The sequence below is a fragment of the Chitinophaga sp. MM2321 genome (assembly GCF_964033635.1).
GTDB lineage: Bacteria > Bacteroidota > Bacteroidia > Chitinophagales > Chitinophagaceae > Chitinophaga.
In genome coordinates this window covers 2,226,097-2,245,300 of record NZ_OZ035533.1, presented here as the reverse complement: position 1 = coordinate 2,245,300, position 19,204 = coordinate 2,226,097, and the positions used below count along the sequence as shown (strand labels likewise).

The window sequence follows — 19,204 nt, the reverse complement described above, 5'->3', positions numbered from 1 at the left end:
GTTATTTAGAAGCTCAGATTAATACCGGCAGAAAGTGATTTGATAGCCGGATAACGATAATAGGTAGTTCCACCAACGGCCTGTTCAGGGTCCATTCCTTTGTGGTGGTAAACGGTGAACAGGTTTTCTCCCTGCAGGTATACCATCACATTATTCAGGTGTGCTTTTTCCATCCAAAGTTTTGGAAGTGTATAGCTCAGGTTCACACTTTTCAAACGTGCATAGGAAGCATCATACAAAAAGCGGGTAGAGTTGGAAGTCCAGCTGGTATTCACGGTGGTGAGCTTTGGCACATCTGTGTTCGTGTTGTCCGGTGTCCAGGCGTTCAGCATTTCTTTGGACCATGCACGGCCCGGAGAGGTACCTGTACTCATCAGGAATACATAATCGTTATCCAGGACCTTACCGCCAAAGCTGTAAGTGATCAGGAATGAGAAGGAAAAACCTTTGTAGGTGAAAGTGTTGGTTAAGCCGCCATACACATCAGGTAAGGAGGAACCGGCATAGTATTGTGTCGCTGCACTGTAGTTGCTGGTATCACTGATCTTTCCACTGGCAGGATCGGTATAGTGCCAGGTTGGCGCGCCTGTGGCGGGATTCACGCCGGCCCATTCCCGCAGCCAGAAGTCATAGATAGATTTTCCTACCATCAATTTTTTTGTACCGCTGATAATTTCCAGTTGTGGCAACGCGGTGATCTTGTTCCGGTAATGGGTGGCATTCAGGTCTATTGTCCAGCTGAAATCTTTTGTCTTCACCGGTGTGCCGTGGAGGTTGATGTCTACCCCGGTATTTTTCAGTGCGCCGATGTTCTCATCTATGGAAGGATAACCGATAGAAGGCGGTTTAGGCCTGGAATACAGCAGGTCTTTGGATTTACGCTGAAAGAACTCCACGCTGCCGCCAAAGCGGTTATCGAACATGGAGAAATCAACGCCCAGGTTCAGGTTCAGATTGGTTTCCCACTTTAGCAACGGGTTGTAAAGTGTTCTGCGATAAGTCCCTCCTTCTCCCAGGTTACTGTTCACATCAAACAGTGGTAAATAATTATAGTAGCTGTTTTCACCCAGGTTATCATTTCCCTGTGCTCCGTAGCTGGCGCGTAGTGTGAGGAGGTTAAGCCAGGAAGTATTTCTCAGAAAGTCCTCTTCTGTTGCCTTCCAGGAGCCGCCTACCGACCAGAAAGTACCCCAGCGCCTGTCCGGAGCAAAGCGCGAAGAGCCATCCCTGCGGAGGGAAGCCGACAGGAAATATTTCCCGGAGTAATCATATTCCGCACGGCCCAGGTAACTGGAAAGGGTATACGTATCTGAATAACCATCCAGGCTCTTGATCAATGCGGCATCAGCAAGTTCGTCCAGACCGGCTACTGAAAGACCGGATTTGGCGCCATCCAGAAACGTGTATTTAAATTTATATGCTTCCTGGCCTGCCAGCAGGTTCAGGTGATGTTTTTCCTGAAAGGTTTTTTCGTAGGTAAAGATGTTATTGAACGTCCAGCTGAAAGTGCGGTAGCTGGCCTTCTCCACGGTTCCCCCTACTTCTGTATCGAAACCGAGTGTCGGGTTCGTATAGTCGTGTGCGGTACGGGCAGAATAATCTGCATTATAGCTGGTTTTAAATTTCAGACCATCCCATATACTGGCTTCTGCATAAGCGCGGGCAGATACATCATCGCGCAACACGTTATGTTTATCGATCCCGGAAGTTTGTACGAGGTTGCTTCTTGGGTTGGCGGCACTGGGGCGGTAACTACCATAATCAAATAGCTTGTTGCCATTCGCATCCAGGATAAGGTTGCCGGTGTTATCGCGCTGATAAACCGGGTAGAATCCCGGCATCAGGCGGCCATAGTTCACATAGTTATCGGTGCGGCTGTCTTCAGATGGAGGCGCCTGTTGATCGGAATGCGCGCCGCTGAGATTGAGTCCTACCTTGAGCCATTTTCTTGCATCTATATCAATATTGGAACGTACATTATAACGTTTAAAACCGGAGCCCAGGTAGATGCCCTGGTCATCGAGATAACCACCGGAGATAAAATAACGCGTTTTGTCTGTTGCACCACTGATGCTGAGATCCGCCTCTGTACGATGACCGGTACGTTGCATGGCATCGTCCCAGTTATTATCCCAGAGTGGTTTGGCACCGGCAGCCAGTTTGCCGTCCAGTCCTACCGGTTGCGGATAAGCAGCTCCATAGGGATTGATGCCCAGGTCGCCCGTCAGCCTGCTGCTGGCGCGTTGTGCAGCGGCGGCAGAGTCCAGCCGGTTGTTCAGCCCACCGTTAAACAATGCCCGCCAGTACATTTCAAAATATTCATCCGTGTTTACCTGTTCGTAGTTATCGACAGCTCTTTTAGAAATACCCTGACTAACGCGAACGTCTATACTATTTCCTTGTTTCTTTCCATTTTTTGTGGTGATGATAATAACGCCGTTGGCGCCGCGCGAGCCATAGAGCGCACTGGAGGCCGCATCTTTCAACACGCTGATAGAGGCTATATCATAGGGATTGATTGCACTGATAGTACCGCCATAAGGCACGCCATCCACTACATACAAGGGATCGGCGGAGGCGTTGATAGAGCCCACACCGCGGATGCGGATGGTGGCGTCAGAACCTGGCTGTCCGCTCTGCGAGGTGCTTTGCACGCCCGGCGCCAGGCCCTGCAAGGCTTTGGACACACTGGATACCTGCCTGTTTACCAGCTCCTCTCCCTTGATCTGGGAAACAGAACCGGTGTAGGAATTTTTCTTCGCGGTGCCATAGGCTACTATTACAACTTCATCAATATCTTTCCCGGAAGATAGCAGGGAAATTTTCAATGGCGTAGTAGTAACAGGCAGTTCCTGCGACTGCATACCGATATAACTGATCACAATAGTGGTGGCAGCAGGATCATTTACATCCAGCTTGAAAGTGCCGTCGGCACCACTCACAACTCCGATGGTAGTGCCTTTAATAATTATACTGGCGCCGGGCAGCGGTTCGTTTTCCGTAGCCGATAAAACGGTGCCTGTAACGGTCCGTATTTGCGCAAAAGCGGCCAATGGCCCCAGCAGCAGAAATAGCATCAGCATTCGTTGTAACATAAGCAATAATGATTTGAGTGTTTAGATGAACGTGTATGGCAATGCAAACCCACAACCTGCTGAAAGCAGGCATGGCGCAAGGTTCCATGTTGTTTAAATACCAGGAACAGCTATTGTCCGGATACAGTTATTGATTGTTGTAACCTGCTATCACGGAGAAACTGTTGAGCAGATAATTATATGGTTATTTCCTACAGCAACAACATGAATTGATGGTGTAATAAGGCTGGTTAATACCTTTCATAAAACGGTTTCCTTTGATGATGAATGTTGAACCTTTTACTAATCTACAATTCCTATAGACTAACAGGACGCAAAGCTAATAGATTCCTATATTCTCAACAAAAGAAATGTTAAAAAAGTTGACAATTGTTGGGGTGTACAAACATCATTTGTAGTATGATAGCGGGTTTGCGGCATTTATTTTGTGATGAACGGCGGATAATGATCAGGTTTCCTGACAATCATTAACCGGCACTTTCAAATCCTTCATCTATGAGCCAGTTGCCACTATCTGCCGCTTGGGTGGCCAGCTCGTCGCAACGGTTATTGAATATATTGCTGGCATGTCCTTTTACCCATTGCATTTTTACCCGGTGTTTTCTGTACAGGGGAATAAAGCGCAGCCAGAGGTCTTTGTTCTTTTTATCTTTAAAATTTATTTTTACCCATCCCCATATCCATCCTTTCTCAATACTATCTACAACATATTTACTATCTGTAAAAATGGTCACTTCCTGTCCTTCTTTCTTCAGTGCTTCCAAAGCTGTAATAACCGCCAGTAATTCCATCCTGTTGTTGGTGGTTTTACGATAACCCTGTGATAATTCCTTCCTGATATTACCCCATATCAACAACACACCATATCCTCCCGGTCCGGGATTACCACGGGACGCACCATCTGTATATATATGTATTTCAGCCATAGCAGCGGCAAAGATAGAGTTCATTTTTTGATTTTCGAATTTTGGAATTTGTAAATGCAGCGAATACCTGCTTTTTGTTCTCCGCTGCATTTACAAATTCCAACATCAAAAAATAATTGTTTACACCTGGAACACGCCCACATTAAATGCCTGTTCCAAGGGTGCGTTGTTAGCGGCTTTGATGCCTTCTGCAATACGCTGCCGGGTATCCTGGGGATCAATGATCTCGTCTATCCATAGCCTGGCGGCTGCATAGTATGGAGTAGTCTGACTGATATATCTTTCATTGATGTCGTCGAGCAGTTTTTTCTCATCTTCCGGTGTAATCTCCTGCCCTTTTGATTTGAGGGACGCCACCTGGATCTGTAATAAGGTTTTGGCGGCTTGCTCTCCGCCCATCACCGCTATTTTTGCGGAAGGCCATGCATAAATGAAGCGCGGATCATACGCTTTACCACACATGGCGTAGTTGCCTGCCCCGTATGAGTTTCCGATGATGATGGTAATCTTCGGCACGATGGAATTAGCGACAGCATTCACCATCTTTGCACCATCTTTGATGATACCTGCGTGTTCACTTCTGCTGCCTACCATAAAGCCGGTAACATCCTGCAGGAATACCAGCGGAATTTTCTTTTGATTGCAGTTCATAATAAAGCGTGCGGCCTTATCGGCGCTATCGTTGTAAATAACGCCACCCATCTGCATTTCGCCTTTACGGCTTTTCACAATTTTGCGCTGGTTGGCAACAATGCCAACCGCCCATCCGTCTATTCGTGCGTAGCCGCATAAAATACTTTTACCATATTCCTGTTTGTACTGATCGAAAGAGGAGTCATCTACTACCCGGGCAATAACATCCAGCATATCATAAGGCCGGGAGCTGTCTGCCGGCAGGATGCTGTCCAGTTCTTCAGAGGGCTTGGCGGGTAATACCGGTGCAATGCGGTCAAAACCTGCGAGGGACGCATGTCCCAGCTTGCTTACAATCCGTTTGATATGATCCAGGCATTCTTCGTCTGTACTGAATTTATAGTCCGCAATCCCCGAGATCTCTGTATGTGTGATGGCGCCTCCTAACGTTTCCGCATCTACGTCTTCACCAATAGCCGCTTTCACCAGGTAGGGGCCTGCGAGAAAAATAGAGCCGTTGCCTTCCACCATCAGCACTTCATCGCTCATGATGGGAAGATAGGCGCCACCGGCAACACAGCTGCCCATCACAGCAGCAATCTGTGTGATGCCCATCGCACTCATGCGCGCATTATTGCGGAAGATGCGGCCAAAATGTTCTTTATCGGGAAAAATTTCATCCTGCATCGGCAGGAACACACCCGCACTATCTACCAGGTAGATCACCGGCAGCCGGTTTTCCATCGCAATCTCCTGCAAACGCAGATTTTTTTTGCCGGTCAGCGGAAACCACGCGCCCGCTTTAACCGTCATATCATTGGCTACAATCATACACTGGCGCCCGCTTATGTAGCCGATGCCGCCAACAGTACCAGCGGCAGGACAACCACCATATTCCGCATACATATCATAAGCAGCAAATGTACCTATCTCTGTAAAGAGGGAGTCTTTATCTATCAGGTATTGAATACGTTCCCGGGCAGTCAGTTTCCCGCGTTGCCGCACTTTCTCCAGACTCTTCTTTCCTCCCCCCTGTTCTATCACGCCCATGCGTTGTTTCATCGTGCTGATAGCCCTTCGCATGACATCTTCATTTTTGTTGGATTCCAGTTCCTCTTCGTTCATAACGTTTTGGTTTTACTACTAAAAATAGCGACAAAAACGCTAAATTAGACCAGGATTATATGGATTATCAGGATTTACCGGATTGGTGTAGTAGATAGATGAGTAGAACAGTTATTGATCATCCGTTAATCTACACAATTATCTACTACACCAATCCGGTAAATCCTGATAATCCATATAATCCTGGTCTAATGCTTTTTCCACTATGTTGCTCACAGAACATTTAGCTGCTTCCGTAGAGGCGCTCTACAATGGACAACCCTGGCTGGACGTTACTTTCAGGGAACACCTCTCCCGCATCAATGCGTTGCAGGCGGTGCAACGCTTTAAGGAATCCAATTGCATATGGCAGGTGGTCAACCATGTCATCTTCTGGCATCAGCGGGTACAACGCTATATTTATAATGAGCCGCCCGAAAAAGAAGGTGATCTACCGGATTTTTATATGCCGGAAAATCATGGGGAAGAAAACTGGCAGGCAACCCTGCACCGCCTGGAGCATTCTTTTGCGCAGATGGGTGAAACGATCCGGAAGTTTCCGGAAGATGAATTATTCGACACCTTTCCCGGTACAGATAAGATCGCTATCTATTATCTGCAGGGCATTGCAGAACACGATGCCTATCACCTGGGACAAATAGTGCTGCTGCACAAATACGGACCAGAATTGTAGGATTAAAGGATTAAACCGGATTGAACTGGTAGATATATGAGGAAATAATTATTGATTTTTCTATATCTACCAGTTCAATCCGGTTTAATCTTTTATTCCGTTAAATCCTGGTCATAGCGTTGCTCGTACAACTGCTGCCCCCATAATTGCAGGTGCTTTTCACCGGTTTTGCGGAAGCCCGCTTTTTTATAGAGATCACCGGCAGTGGTCTGCATACTGGTAGTCATGAGATATACTTTCTGATATTGTTTCTCCCTGCAAAAAGCGATGGCCTGTTGCAACAGTTTTTTCCCCAGTCCTCTCCCCCTGAAATCAGGATGTACCAGGAACCAGCGCAGTTGTGCAAGATGCCGGGATGATCCCAGGATGGCTACCGATCCTACGATCCTGTTGCCGGCGATGGCGAGGAAAATGCGGTCTTTACCGGTATTATAAGTCGCTAAAAAGTCGTGAAAGGTTTTACATACATACGATTCAAATTCCAGGTTGTAACCACTTTCGCGGGCATACAGTTCCCCGTGCAGATAAATGAGGTACCCAACATCGCCCGGTTGCAGCTGATAGCGGAAATGAACCTCCTCCGCGGCTTCCGGCGTGCGTTCAGGGGATAGTACCTCCTCTATTGTTTTCATGGCACCGGCTACCTGTTGTTGCGCTTTTTCAGGTAATGGTGCCAGCAGTTCCCGGATCTCTTCTGTAGATTTTTCATCCAGTGCTGTCAGCAGCTTTTTCCCTTTGGCTGTCAGCCGCAGAAAAAAAGTACGTCCGTCGGCAGGCGATTGCTGCCGGGATACCCATCCCTCTTTTTCGAATTTTTTCAGGATCCTGCTCAGGTATCCCCCATCTATTTTCATGAGGGTGGTGAGTTGTCCGGCGGTGCATTTTTCACTTTGTCCCAGTTCATATAGCACCCTTACTTCTGATAAAGAAAGGTGGCTATCCAGGATGTGCTGGTTCAATAATCCTACTACACCAGTGTAGAAGCGGTTAAAACGGCGGATGTCTGTTACAAGGGCATTATCTTCAGACATAGTTATTTGTTTATCAACCAAGTTTAAAATAATAGTTGACAAAAGCAAATTAAATATTTGACAGAAGCAAATATTATTTTTTGGGGAGATAAATACCGGATTGTAACCCGGAAGCCCAAAAAAGTTACTGCTGGTAAAAGTGAGAAGATATTATATTTGTCCCTTTATGTTTTGTGCCTTTGCACGAAAATGGTATCTTGATCAAATTTCGTTTATGTCGCCAGGATTATTATTCTCATTCGTCGTCGCCTACTTTGTAATACTTTTGATCGTGGCCTGGTATACCGGCCGCAACTCCACCAACGATACTTTCTTTATCGGAAACCGCAACAGCAATTGGATGCTGGTGGCTTTCGGCATGATCGGCACTTCCCTCAGCGGGGTAACTTTTGTGAGTGTGCCGGGGGCTGTTGGAAAAGATTCCTTTACGTATTTCCAGATCACGCTTGGATATTTTATAGGCTATATCACCATCGCCTATGTGCTGATACCCTTGTATTACCGGTTGCAGCTAACATCTATCTACAACTATCTGAGTACACGGTTTGGTGAACGATCTTACAAAACAGGTGCTTCCTTTTTTATTCTCTCCCGTACACTGGGCGCAACTGCGCGGCTGTACCTGGTAGTCAGGATATTACAGGATGCTATCCTGTCGAGCTTTGGGATTCCATTCTGGGCAACCACACTCATCATCCTGTTTATGATCCTCCTGTATACGTATGAAGGTGGTGTAAAAACCATTGTATATACCGATACGCTGCAAACTACGTGTATGCTTGCGGGTTTGATCATCTGTGTATTCTATATCCTGCATACCATGAACCTCGGATTTGGCGAGAGTATTGCCGCCATGCAGGAAAAAGGGCTGACAAAAATCTTTGTTTTTGATCCCGACAGCAAACTGTTCTTTGTAAAACAGATCCTGGCAGGCGCCTTTATTACCATTACGATGACGGGCCTCGACCAGGAGATGATGCAAAAAAACATCTCTGTAAAAACATTAAAAGACTCCAAAAAGAATATGGTATCGCTGGCCTTTATTATGTTGATCGTAATAGGGCTGTTCCTGTTCCTGGGTGGTTTATTACACCTCTACGGCGCACAACAACAGGTTACTGCCGTAGGTGATACCCTCTTCCCTGCCCTGGCATTGCATCACATGCCGCCGGTGATTTCCGTGATCTTTATCATTGCGTTAATCTCTGCGCTGTTTCCCAGTGCAGATGGCGCCATGACCGCACTCACCTCTTCCTTCTGTATTGATATCCTGAATATGCAACGCAGAACAGACTGGACAGAAGTACAAAAGAAAAAATACCGCCAGCGGATCCATCTGATCATGGCATTTGTATTCCTGCTGTTTGTGATGGTGTTTGAGTGGATCAATAACCAGAGCATGATCGGGGTGATCCTCATTGTGGCTACTTATACCTACGGACCGTTACTGGGACTCTTTTCCTTTGGTATCCTGACCAAGCGTAAAGTAAATGATAAGCTGGTACCGCTGGTATGTATTGCTGCACCGCTTTTATGTTATGTGCTGGATCATTTTCAGACTGCTATCTTCGGAGAATTCCAGATAGGACTGGAATTACTGATCATCAACGGGCTGATTACATTTATAGGCCTGATGTTCATTTCAGAGAAAACAAGTAAATAAATATTTACGGATTTTTTGATTTTGGAATTTAAAATGCGGCGGAGATTTACGTAAATCTCCGCCGCATTTTAAATTCCAAAATCAAAAAATCAAAAATCGTAAATCCCTTCTATTCTGTAGCCATCGACTTATTGAGATGATGTAGTTCCAGCACGGTAGTCTTTCCATTATCGCTTTCGCGGTACATGGGTACAAATTTCCGGTTGTGCCGGATTTCCTGGTAAGTATAGGAAGTGCGTTGGAGTACCGTGTTCGCATATACGTCGTTGAAACCTCTCACCAATACATATACTTCTACATCTGCACTTTCCATGTCGGCAGCTGAAAAGCCCAGTAGCGGACTATTTTCATCAATGGGATGTACAACGGTCCAGTTCATAGACAGCGTTTCGATCTTTCCTCTTTCCAGTGGCAGGTTATAAAATTTGTATACCGATGCACCATTTTCCTGCACCTGTAATCCGAGCGTTACCAATACATCTACATTGGTAAGCGTGTGGTTGTCTTTGTAGGAGGCGAAGCGGAACATCAGGCCCGTGATATCCTTGTAGGGACCTATCAGGGCGTCGTCGCTGAAAACCAGGTGTGCCTTGGGTTTGGAAAAGCGGCCATATATGAGACCGGTGGCCACGGCAAAGGACAGGAAGCCCGACATAGCCTCAAAAGCTGCTACCATGTTGGCACCGTCGCCAATGGGGTTTACCCGGCCATAGCCTACGGTGGTAAAGGTTTCCGTGCTAAAAAAGAATACTTCTTTGAACCTGTTCCATACTGTTTTACCGATAATGCCCTGGAATTCTTCCGTGCCTATTATCCAGTAAACACCCGTGTACAACAGGTTGATGCAAATAAAAAAAAGCAGGATCACGCAGGCAAACTTCCAGGCCGGAAGGTTGAGCAACATGTGATAGACATTAAAGCGGTCCCAGAAAGGACGGCCTTCGCGGCGGATGTTAAATGAGCCGTCACGATTGATAAACCGGCCTCCGTAGCCATTGGGATTGGTTCCGAAGCCCGTATTGTCATTCTGTCGGGAGAAAGGGTTGATCCTTTTTAGGAGTGACATATAACAGATAGTTTGTAGGGCAAATATCTGTATTTACCCCACAATCTATCCTGATTATTTACATTCCCCATCCGGTGTACAAACGGGGCCTGATACCGTTTCCAGTGTAGTGAGCGGCTGCGTTTGCTGCCATTCCCCAAATGCCTGGCTGAGTGCCTGTGAGAAGGCTCCCACGGGCTGTGCCCCTGCTACGCCATATTTCCTGTCGAGCACAAAGAAGGGAACGCCGCTGGCCCCCAGCTGCTGTGCTTCCCGGCAGTCTTTATTCACCTCGGTGGCTAAATCACCGGATTGCAGCATGGCGGCCACCGCTTCTTTACTGAGCCCGATTTCTCCACCCAGTTCTATCAGTGTGGCATGATCACTCATGTCTTTTCCTTCTGTAAAGTATGCGCGGAACAAGCGTTCTTCTGCTGCATCGCCCAGCTGTTGCTGTTTTGCGAGCTGGATCAACCGGTGTGCGTCAAATGAGTTGGCTATAACGGCCTTATCAAAATTATAGGTGAGTCCTACTTCTTTAGCGGTGTTCGTCATTTGTTCGTGGATCTGTAACGACCAGTCGCGCGACTGTCCTTTTATGTCTGCCACGTAATCATATACATCTTTTCCCGGCTGCGGTTTCATGTCGGGATTGAGCTGGAAGCTCTTCCACTCCACTTCTATCTTGTCTTTTCCGGGGAACTGTTCCAGGGCGGCTTCAAACTTCCGTTTGCCGATATAGCAAAACGGGCACATGATGTCTGACCATATTTCTACTTTCATAAGTTCATCTTTTTATGTAAAACTGTTGCAAAGTTAATATATTTGCTATCAAAAAGTAACCAGTTACCTTTGGGTAAGCGATTTACAAGAGGTAACCAACCTATCTGCAAATGGAAGTCATGCAACAAGCCACTATACAAAAGAAGGAGTGCAATGAAGTAGCATCCCACAAGGATTGCCAGGGCGTTATTTTACCGGTCAGGGATGCGCTGGACGTTATCAACGGCAAGTGGAAGCTGCCTATCATCATTGCCATTTCCCGCGGACACAAGCGTTTCCGGGACATCGAAAGAAGTATACCCCGGATCACGTCCAAAGTGCTCTCCAAGGAACTGAAAGACCTGGAAGCCCACAAACTGCTGAAACGTAGCGTGTATGACAGTCAGCCGGTATCCGTGGAATACACTTTAACCCCTTATGCCGCCACGTTGAACCCGGTTATAGATGCCCTGCATACCTGGGGATTACAGCACCGGAAAACGATATTGGGCAAATAACCATTTTCTTATTTATTCTTCTATTCTCAGTACTATTTTCCCCCTCCCTTTTCCGCCTTGCTGGCTGTAGTTCTGGGCTGCGGCAGCCTGTGATAAAGGCGCAAATACTTTTCTGACAAACGGCGTTATCAATCCTTTTTCCAGGAGTTTGGCCACTTCCCGCATAGCGTGGATGGTTTTGGTACCACCCCATACTGCCCGGATGCCCGCAGCAGCGGCCTTTTCAGCGGAGGGCATCCCTACCAGGCATACCAATACACCGCCTGGCTTTACCAACTGATAGGAACGTTCCAGGGTATCACCGCCTACGGTGTCCAGCACAAGATCAACAAGGGCTATCTGCGTTTCAAAAGGCGCCACCTTATAGTCAATTACTTCTGCGGCGCCCAGTGAAGTAACGAAATCTATGTTTTCAGCGGAAGCAGTAGCGATTACATAAGCGCCTGCATTAAATGCTAATTGCACCGCAAACGATCCTACGCCACCGGCGCCTGCATGGATGAGCACACGCTGCCCCTTTACCAGCTGCCCAACTTCAAAGAGCGCGCCCCAGGCTGTTTTGCCGCCACCGGCAGCAGCAGCTTCCTCAAAGGAAAGATGAGCAGGTTTCGGAAAAAGCTGTGCAGCCGGCGCCACCGCACACGCTGCATAGGAGCCATCTACCGCACCATATACTTCCTGGCCCGGCTTCTTATCGGTTACCCCTTCGCCAACAGCAATGACCACACCGGCAGCTTCCACGCCGGGAATAAAAGGCAGCGGCTTCTGCTGGAAGCCTTCCCTTAGTTTCCAGTCGATAGGATTTACCCCACTGGCAACGATGTTGATGAGCACTTCTCCCGGCCCTGGTACCGGGGAAGGTATCTCTTCCAGGGTGAGTTGTGAGGATGCACCGTAAGCATGCACACGTATAACAGGAATATGAATATCGCGCATTTGTTTTTTTTTGTGTAGTTAAATGTAGAGAAAAGCCGCAAGATTGTTACAGGACAGCCTTCGCAAACGTACCCCAAAAATATTAGTTACCTTCGCCGTTCATATTTTGACGTAACATGACATTTCGTGATTTAAATCTGAATACCCCTCTTTTAAACGCGCTGGATGAATTAGGCTATAAACAGCCTACTACTATACAGCAGCGGGCATTCTCGGTGATAATGTCCGGGCAGGATGTGTGCGGGATCGCACAAACCGGTACCGGTAAAACATTCGCCTACCTGTTGCCGGCGCTGCGACAATTTAAATTTTCAAAAGAGAAATACCCACAGTTGCTGATCATCGTTCCTACCAGGGAGCTGGTAGTACAGGTGGTAGAAGCGGTGAAAAAGCTGACCACCTATATGAGTGTGGAAGTGATGGGCATCTATGGCGGTGTGAACATGAACCCGCAGATGGCAGCAGTGCAGAACAAACTGGATGTACTGGTGGCCACCCCCGGCAGGCTCTATGACGTGATCCTGAGCGGCGCCCTCAAAGTGAAATCCATTAACCGGCTGGTGATTGATGAAGTAGATGAAATGCTGAACCTGGGCTTCCGTACGCAGCTGCGCAACATCCTGGACCTCCTGCCACCCAAAAGGCAGAATCTTATGTTTTCCGCCACTATTACGGAAGATGTAGAGAAAATGATCCACACGCACTTTTACAACCCGGTAAGAATAGAAGCAGCACCTACCGGCACACCGCTGGAAAATATTGACCAGATCGTGTACCATGTGCCTAACTTCAACACAAAGGTGAACCTGCTGAAACTGCTGATCACAAAGGATGAAAGCATGACCAAGACGCTCATCTTCGCGGCCACCAAACAACTGGCAGATGACCTGTTTGAACAGTTGCAGGCACAGTTTCCGGAAAAAGTAGGCGTAATCCATTCCAATAAAGAGCAGAACCACCGTTTTAATACCGTGCAGCAATTCCACTCAGGCGCTTACCGTTTCCTGATTGCAACAGACATTATTGCACGCGGGCTCGATATAGCCGAGGTGACGCACGTAATCAACTTTGATACACCCGAAGTACCGGAGAACTATATTCATCGTATAGGCAGAACCGGTAGAGCCGATAAAAAAGGTATCTCCATCCTCTTTACCAAAGAACAGGAAATGGAACAACTGGCACTCATCGAAAGCCTGATGAACTACAGCGTTCCGGTAGTACCACTACCAGACGACCTGGAGATTTCCGATGTACTCACAGAAGATGAAATACCCAAGGTACACATGCGGAATGTGCTGGTAAAAACACCTAAACGGGAAAATGTTGGGCCCGCCTTTCATCAGAAACTGGCGAAGAATATGAAGTCCAACAAGAAAGTAAGCCATAAAGATAAGATGATGCTGAAATACGGCAAACCGAAGAAGAGAGGGGCAAAGAAGAAATAGTCCCTTTGATTTACAGGTAGCATAATTTTATTTTGATGAGAAAGATCACTGAAACGAAATCACGTTACCTGTAAATCAAAAATGAATTCCTGCTTGTTCAAAACACTTTTTTTGTGAGAAATTTTCGATAGATAATCCCCGCTATCTATTGCCTGTATTGATTTTCGGAACAGATTAACCATTGGTTAACAATTAAATCTTCATTTACAAAATCCATCCCTTCCAAACAATCGAATATACCTCCTGTATGTTCAGTTGGTTTGAATGCACAGCTGTTATCATTAAAATCGTTCCACCTGGGAAGTGGAAAAAGAAAGGATTCCTGACAGGGCAACACCACTCTGTTGAAATCAACCATTATCGTGCATGAGTGCAATTAACAACGATATTGAATTGCTTGCGCAGCTGAAGACTGGAAGTATCCATGCTTTTGAGCACTTTTATACTTCTTACCGACAGTGGCTGCTCATCACTGCTATGTCCATCTTAAAGGAGGAGGAAGAAACACAGGAGCTGGTGCAGGAGTTCTTTATCGACTTCTGGCAGCATGCACTTTACCAGCGGATTGATCTTACCAGCATATCTTCCTTAAAAAATTTCCTATTTGTGAGTATTAAGAATCGTTGTCTGAATAAGATATCGAAGGACGATACACGTAGAAAAAGGATGACGCAGATATTTTCGGCGGTGACATATGCCATACCTGGTGAGAAACTGGAGAACTTTGAGCTGGGACAGCAGCTGGAAGGGGCTATCAACCAGTTGCCGGAACGGCAGTCACAGGTTTTCCGGCTGGCATACCAGGAACACAAAACACGGAAAGAGATAGCCGCCGCCATGGAAATCAGTGAGGAAACAGTCAAGAAACAGGTGGCCAACGCGCTGAAAACGCTGCGTGAAAACTTAAAAAAAATAGTGTCTTAATACCCCGCCTAATTATAAATCCGGTTATTAGAATAGAGAGAGATGAATCTGGAATATACATATCAACTAATGACAGAAAAACTGGCTGGGATTATTTCAGCAGCTGATGAACAGCTGTTGGATGAACTCATCGAGGAAGACGAACAGGTTCGGGGAATATGGATGGAGATGCAGGAAGGCAGTCTGCCTGTGCAACAAAAACCCTGGCTGGAGGTGACCAGTTTTTATGAGCAGCATCAACCGCGTCGTTTCCCGGTACAATGGGCAGCAGCAGCGGCTATTATGATCTGTATAGGCGTAGCAGGCTGGATGAAATTCAACAAAACAGTGAAACCTCCAAAGACTCAGCTGGCGGTAGCCCCCTACGCCATGCCCGAAATACAGAACAAGAAAAATGGTATTCAGCTACAACTGGCCAGCGGCAGCAAAATTAACCTGTCGAAAGCCTCCCAGCGGATATTTGTAGATGCAGACCAGCTCAGTAATTCACAAAAAACGCTCACTTACGCCGCTACCAATAACCTGCCGGCAGGCATCAACGCTATCACCGTACCTATCGGTATGGATTATAAGATCAACCTGTCCGATGGTACCGAGGTATGGATCAACTCCGCCACCACCCTGAGATTCCCCTTTACATTCAGCAAAGACAAAAGGGAAATAGCGGTGAACGGTGAAGCCTATTTTAAAATAGCCGAAGATGCATCCAGGCCATTTATCGTATACCTGCCCAATAGTACGGTAGAAGTAATGGGCACCACTTTTAATGTCAATTCCTATGATAGCAGCAAAATAAAAGTATCGCTGGTAGCCGGTGCCGTAAAAATGAATGCCAGTAAACAAGCTGTTGTGTTGAAGCCAGGACAGCAAGGTGTATTCAGGGAAAAAACCGGCGCACTACATGTGAAACCATTCGACGAAGGACAGGAACTTAGCTGGCTCGCTGGTACCTATATCTTCTCCAATGCCACCCTGGACGAGGTGAGCAGCGTTATACCGCGTTGGTTTGGCGTACCCGTAGTTATTGATAACAGCCTCCTGGGGAAAAAGAATTTCTCCGGCAGGGTTAACAGACGCGACCCGATAACAGATTTCTTACATGCACTGAGTGCAACTACTTCTGTTGAATATTACTTCAGTAAAGACAGTACCCTACATTTCAAATAATATATCATAAACGTGATGCACTTATGAAATCACTGACCAAAGCACTGTATATAGAAAGGGATGATCATGCCTATACCCCATTCGGAGAAATCCCCGCCTCCTTTAAAGATGAGCTGATCCCTTATGCCCATTGTTATTTTTATAGCGATGCAGAAGGCACCATACTGGACCAGAACATCAAAACAGACGGCTTTTCCCTGTGGCTGCATACTATAAACATGCAACAGGGCGCCGAGTTACATCCCTTTGCTCAATACCAGGTTATTGCCCTGCATGTATCTGACGATATTCCGGTCACCCTTAGTGAAGGTGGCCACGTGATGCTTCGGCACAAGGAAGTGAATATGTTTAACGTGATGCCGGTAGAACACTCCGCTATCCTGGCAGAAGATCACGCTATCAGCTTTCATATTAATGTGGAACCCGCTGCACTACCCCGTCTTGCCAGGGAGTTCCCCGTACTTCAGCCACTGGCAGCGATGCCGCTTTGTATGGTTACGGAGGCGCTCAACAAGGTCCCGCTCCGGTTAAATGCTGTCGGCAGCCTGATCAAAGACAGAATCCTCAACAGCAAACATATCGGCAAAACCGCAGAGCTCTTTTTCAGACGGAATGCTGCCGATTACTTCTGCAACTTTGCCCGTCACTTGTCGGCACCCGCCCCTATCATGATGAACCAGGTACAACTCAGGTTACTGGATGATGTATTTACCTACATCGTAAACAACCTGCACCAGGCGCACACAATACAGGAACTATGCGAAAAATTTCCGGTAAATAAAGCCATACTGCAACAACCATTTGAACAGGAATTTCATATGCCCCTTGCGGAGCTGATACACCAGGAGAAAATGGCGCTGGCTTTTGATAAGCTGGCCAACACCGATATATCCATTTCCGGAATCATGCAGGCAACAGGCTATGTGGCACAGGAACCGTTCATGGCTGACTTTGAAAAGTATTATAAATGTGATCCCATTCAATTACGAAACGCCCAGTAGTTACACCATGGGAACGCCTTTCAGCAGCTCCTGCACAAACAGGTCTGTCGCCTTTTTGCGGTAAGTTCCTTTTTGCCAGAAGATGTAAGCGCGACGCAATAATTCTTTCCCTTCAATAGGAATAGCCACCAGGTTCTTCCACCCTATCAGTGCCCGCTCGTTCAGCAATGTGGTCCAGTGGCCGTTTTCCAGCATGGAAAGCAGCGCATGTACGTCATTCAGTTCTATTTTTACAGCGGGATACACTTTATGTTTTTCCAGTACTTCGTTGAGAAAGTCGCGGGAGCTGAAACCTTTGGTAGCCAGGATCAGGTTCATACCGTTGAGACTTTTCAGGTTGATCTTTGTGAGATGGGCCAGCTTACTTTTTTTTGATACGGCCATCACTACTTTGGAAGTAAATAATTCCTGTTTCTCCAGGTCTTTACGCTCGCCATCCCGGCGAAAAACCAGCATAAAGTCCAGCTCAGAAGAACGTAATTTTCTTTCCAGATCATCGGTATTGCCGTATTCAATGTATATTCTGATACCTGGATATTTACCGGAGAAAGTGTTGAGTGCAGGCAGCAGTAAAGAAGTGAATGCATACGTAGCACCTATACGCAGATCGCCGGTCAGCATGTTCTGTAAGTCCTCCATGGCCTGTTTACCTTTCTCTACATCCAACAGGATCTGCCGGGCATGCAGTAGAAAAACCTGTCCGGCTTCCGTAAGGCGTACATGTTTTCCGATACGGTCAAACAGGAGCATGCCCAGTTCATTTTCCAGTTGCTTAATCTGTTGCGATAATGTTGACTGCGTAACATATAATGCTGCCGCAGATTCAGTGAAATGAGCTGTTTCAGCGGCTTTCACGAAATAGGTCAGTTGACGGAGCTCCATACACTAATCGTTTTTACTAATGGATATCATTAAAACAATCTATTTTACAAATATATCAATCCTTCCGAAATTTGCAGCATAGATTAATAAAAGGAATGCCTGCATTCCCGCTGCATAAAATAAAATTTTTGAATGGATGTTTTTCGCTCTTTAAAATCCCGGAACTTCCGGCTTTTCTTCTACGGACAATCAGTTTCCCTCATCGGCACCTGGATGCAAAAAACAGCTGTATGCTGGCTCATTTACCGGTTAACCAATTCCGCCCTGCTACTGGGTGTTGTTAGTTTTGCAAGCCTGATCCCTTCCCTGCTTTTATCTCCCTACGCGGGTAGTTATATTGATCGGCATAACCGTTACCGCATCCTGGTGATCACGCAGATCATCTCGATGATCCAGGCAGGTGCGCTGGCCATGATGATCCTTTTCCGTTTTTATAATATCCCGGGAATCATTCTGCTATCGCTGATCCAGGGCATCATCAATGCTTTTGACGTTACCTGCCGGCAGTCGCTCATGGTGGAGATGGTAGAAAGCAAAGATGACCTGCCCAATGCCATTGCATTGAATTCTACCATGGCCAACTTTGCACGCATAGCAGGACCCGCGCTGGCAGGTATTATACTGAGTACTTTCGGGGAAGATTTCTGTTTTCTCAGTAACTTCCTCAGTTATATACCTGTATTAATTTCTTTATTTATGATGAAGATGAATATACCCGTCATCATAAAATCAGAAAGCAGCATATGGAAAGAGTTGCGGGAAGGCTTTCATTATATTTCGGGAGATAAAGATCTGTCATCATTAATCCTGATGCTGGCGGTGAGCAGTTTGTTTGTAATCCCCTTCAATACGCTGATGCCCATTTTTGCGAAAGATCTTTTTCATGGTAACGCCAAAACGTTTAGCTGGTTTGAAAGTGCTGCCGGTCTGGGTTCTATTATATCCGCCATTTATATGGCGCAACTGAAGGGCGGAAAAGATATGGTGAAGATCATGATCACCTCCAGCCTGGTGTTTGCGCTCAGTCTCATCCTGCTTTCCTATGCAGGCTGGCTGCCGCTGGCATTATTGTTCATGATGTTTTCCGGTGTAGGTATGATGGCACAAACATCTGCCATCAACACCTATATACAGACACACGCTATTCCCGCCATGCGTGCAAGGGCTATCAGTTATTACATCATGGCTTACCAGGGTATGATCCCCGTAGGTAGCCTCCTCACCGGTTTGCTGGCACAGGTGATAGGACCGCGCCTTACCGTATGCGTGGCCGGTTTGACAGGTATTGCAGCCACTGTAGTTTTTGTAGCCTACCGGAGAAAAAAACATCATGCATTACAAATGGCATAAATATTTTGTTATTTTGAGATTTTGT

General features: G+C 46.6%; 16 protein-coding genes. 8 read left to right on the top strand and 8 right to left on the bottom strand.

Features of this window, described 5'->3' with window-relative positions; translation table 11 throughout:
* Positions 1 to 5: 5 nt before the first annotated feature.
* The 3 genes from ABQ275_RS08675 to ABQ275_RS08665 all read right to left on the bottom strand — a co-directional run bounded on the left by ABQ275_RS08675 (position 6) and on the right by ABQ275_RS08665 (position 5,779).
* Positions 6 to 3,095, bottom strand: a complete 3,090-nt coding sequence (locus ABQ275_RS08675) for a TonB-dependent receptor (protein WP_349317892.1) — start codon at positions 3,093 to 3,095, stop codon at positions 6 to 8.
* Between the two features lie 467 nt (positions 3,096 to 3,562).
* Entirely contained in the window at positions 3,563 to 4,021 is a 459-nt protein-coding gene (gene rnhA / locus ABQ275_RS08670) for a ribonuclease HI (RefSeq protein ID WP_349318792.1), read from the bottom strand.
* 120 nt (positions 4,022 to 4,141) lie between these two features.
* Positions 4,142 to 5,779: an acyl-CoA carboxylase subunit beta gene (locus tag ABQ275_RS08665; protein ID WP_349317891.1), complete on the bottom strand. Its 1,638-nt coding sequence runs from the start codon at positions 5,777 to 5,779 to the stop codon at positions 4,142 to 4,144.
* A gap of 205 nt (positions 5,780 to 5,984) precedes the next feature.
* On the opposite strand from ABQ275_RS08665, the gene ABQ275_RS08660 reads away from it, so the two are divergent.
* Entirely contained in the window at positions 5,985 to 6,452 is a 468-nt protein-coding gene (locus tag ABQ275_RS08660) for a DinB family protein (protein WP_349317890.1), read from the top strand.
* Positions 6,453 to 6,544: 92 nt separating this feature from the next.
* Here ABQ275_RS08660 and ABQ275_RS08655 read toward each other — a convergent pair whose 3' ends face one another.
* The gene (locus ABQ275_RS08655) at positions 6,545 to 7,483 is read right to left on the bottom strand and encodes a helix-turn-helix domain-containing GNAT family N-acetyltransferase (protein ID WP_349317889.1); all 939 of its coding nucleotides are present in this window, start codon (positions 7,481 to 7,483) and stop codon (positions 6,545 to 6,547) included.
* A gap of 214 nt (positions 7,484 to 7,697) precedes the next feature.
* Here ABQ275_RS08655 and ABQ275_RS08650 point away from each other — a divergent pair, with 214 nt between their 5' ends.
* Positions 7,698 to 9,146: a sodium:solute symporter gene (locus ABQ275_RS08650; RefSeq protein ID WP_349317888.1), complete on the top strand. Its 1,449-nt coding sequence runs from the start codon at positions 7,698 to 7,700 to the stop codon at positions 9,144 to 9,146.
* Positions 9,147 to 9,255: 109 nt separating this feature from the next.
* Here the strand turns inward: ABQ275_RS08650 and ABQ275_RS08645 are convergent, their stop codons facing one another.
* A complete protein-coding gene (locus ABQ275_RS08645; RefSeq protein WP_349317887.1) occupies positions 9,256 to 10,212 on the bottom strand; it encodes an ion channel in 957 nt (318 codons plus the stop codon).
* Positions 10,213 to 10,266: 54 nt separating this feature from the next.
* Positions 10,267 to 10,974, bottom strand: a complete 708-nt coding sequence (locus tag ABQ275_RS08640; protein WP_349317886.1) for a DsbA family oxidoreductase — start codon at positions 10,972 to 10,974, stop codon at positions 10,267 to 10,269.
* A 119-nt stretch (positions 10,975 to 11,093) separates the two neighbouring features.
* Between ABQ275_RS08640 and ABQ275_RS08635 the strand changes: the two genes are divergently transcribed.
* Positions 11,094 to 11,471: a helix-turn-helix domain-containing protein gene (locus ABQ275_RS08635; protein WP_349317885.1), complete on the top strand. Its 378-nt coding sequence runs from the start codon at positions 11,094 to 11,096 to the stop codon at positions 11,469 to 11,471.
* 12 nt (positions 11,472 to 11,483) lie between these two features.
* Here ABQ275_RS08635 and ABQ275_RS08630 read toward each other — a convergent pair whose 3' ends face one another.
* Positions 11,484 to 12,407, bottom strand: coding sequence for an NADP-dependent oxidoreductase (locus ABQ275_RS08630; protein WP_349317884.1), 924 nt, complete (start codon positions 12,405 to 12,407; stop codon positions 11,484 to 11,486).
* Between the two features lie 116 nt (positions 12,408 to 12,523).
* Here ABQ275_RS08630 and ABQ275_RS08625 point away from each other — a divergent pair, with 116 nt between their 5' ends.
* The 4 genes from ABQ275_RS08625 to ABQ275_RS08610 all read left to right on the top strand — a co-directional run bounded on the left by ABQ275_RS08625 (position 12,524) and on the right by ABQ275_RS08610 (position 16,947).
* Positions 12,524 to 13,855: a DEAD/DEAH box helicase gene (locus ABQ275_RS08625; protein WP_349317883.1), complete on the top strand. Its 1,332-nt coding sequence runs from the start codon at positions 12,524 to 12,526 to the stop codon at positions 13,853 to 13,855.
* Positions 13,856 to 14,221: 366 nt separating this feature from the next.
* Positions 14,222 to 14,779: an RNA polymerase sigma-70 factor gene (locus ABQ275_RS08620; RefSeq protein ID WP_349317882.1), complete on the top strand. Its 558-nt coding sequence runs from the start codon at positions 14,222 to 14,224 to the stop codon at positions 14,777 to 14,779.
* Between the two features lie 69 nt (positions 14,780 to 14,848).
* Positions 14,849 to 15,946, top strand: coding sequence for a FecR domain-containing protein (locus ABQ275_RS08615; protein WP_349317881.1), 1,098 nt, complete (start codon positions 14,849 to 14,851; stop codon positions 15,944 to 15,946).
* A 23-nt stretch (positions 15,947 to 15,969) separates the two neighbouring features.
* Positions 15,970 to 16,947 (top strand): helix-turn-helix domain-containing protein, encoded by a 978-nt coding sequence (locus tag ABQ275_RS08610; RefSeq protein ID WP_349317880.1) that lies wholly within the window; start codon positions 15,970 to 15,972, stop codon positions 16,945 to 16,947.
* Here ABQ275_RS08610 and ABQ275_RS08605 read toward each other — a convergent pair whose 3' ends face one another.
* Positions 16,948 to 17,829: a LysR substrate-binding domain-containing protein gene (locus ABQ275_RS08605; protein WP_349317879.1), complete on the bottom strand. Its 882-nt coding sequence runs from the start codon at positions 17,827 to 17,829 to the stop codon at positions 16,948 to 16,950. It abuts the gene before it with no gap.
* 132 nt (positions 17,830 to 17,961) lie between these two features.
* Between ABQ275_RS08605 and ABQ275_RS08600 the strand changes: the two genes are divergently transcribed.
* Positions 17,962 to 19,179 (top strand): MFS transporter, encoded by a 1,218-nt coding sequence (locus tag ABQ275_RS08600; RefSeq protein ID WP_349317878.1) that lies wholly within the window; start codon positions 17,962 to 17,964, stop codon positions 19,177 to 19,179.
* Positions 19,180 to 19,204 lie beyond the last annotated feature (25 nt).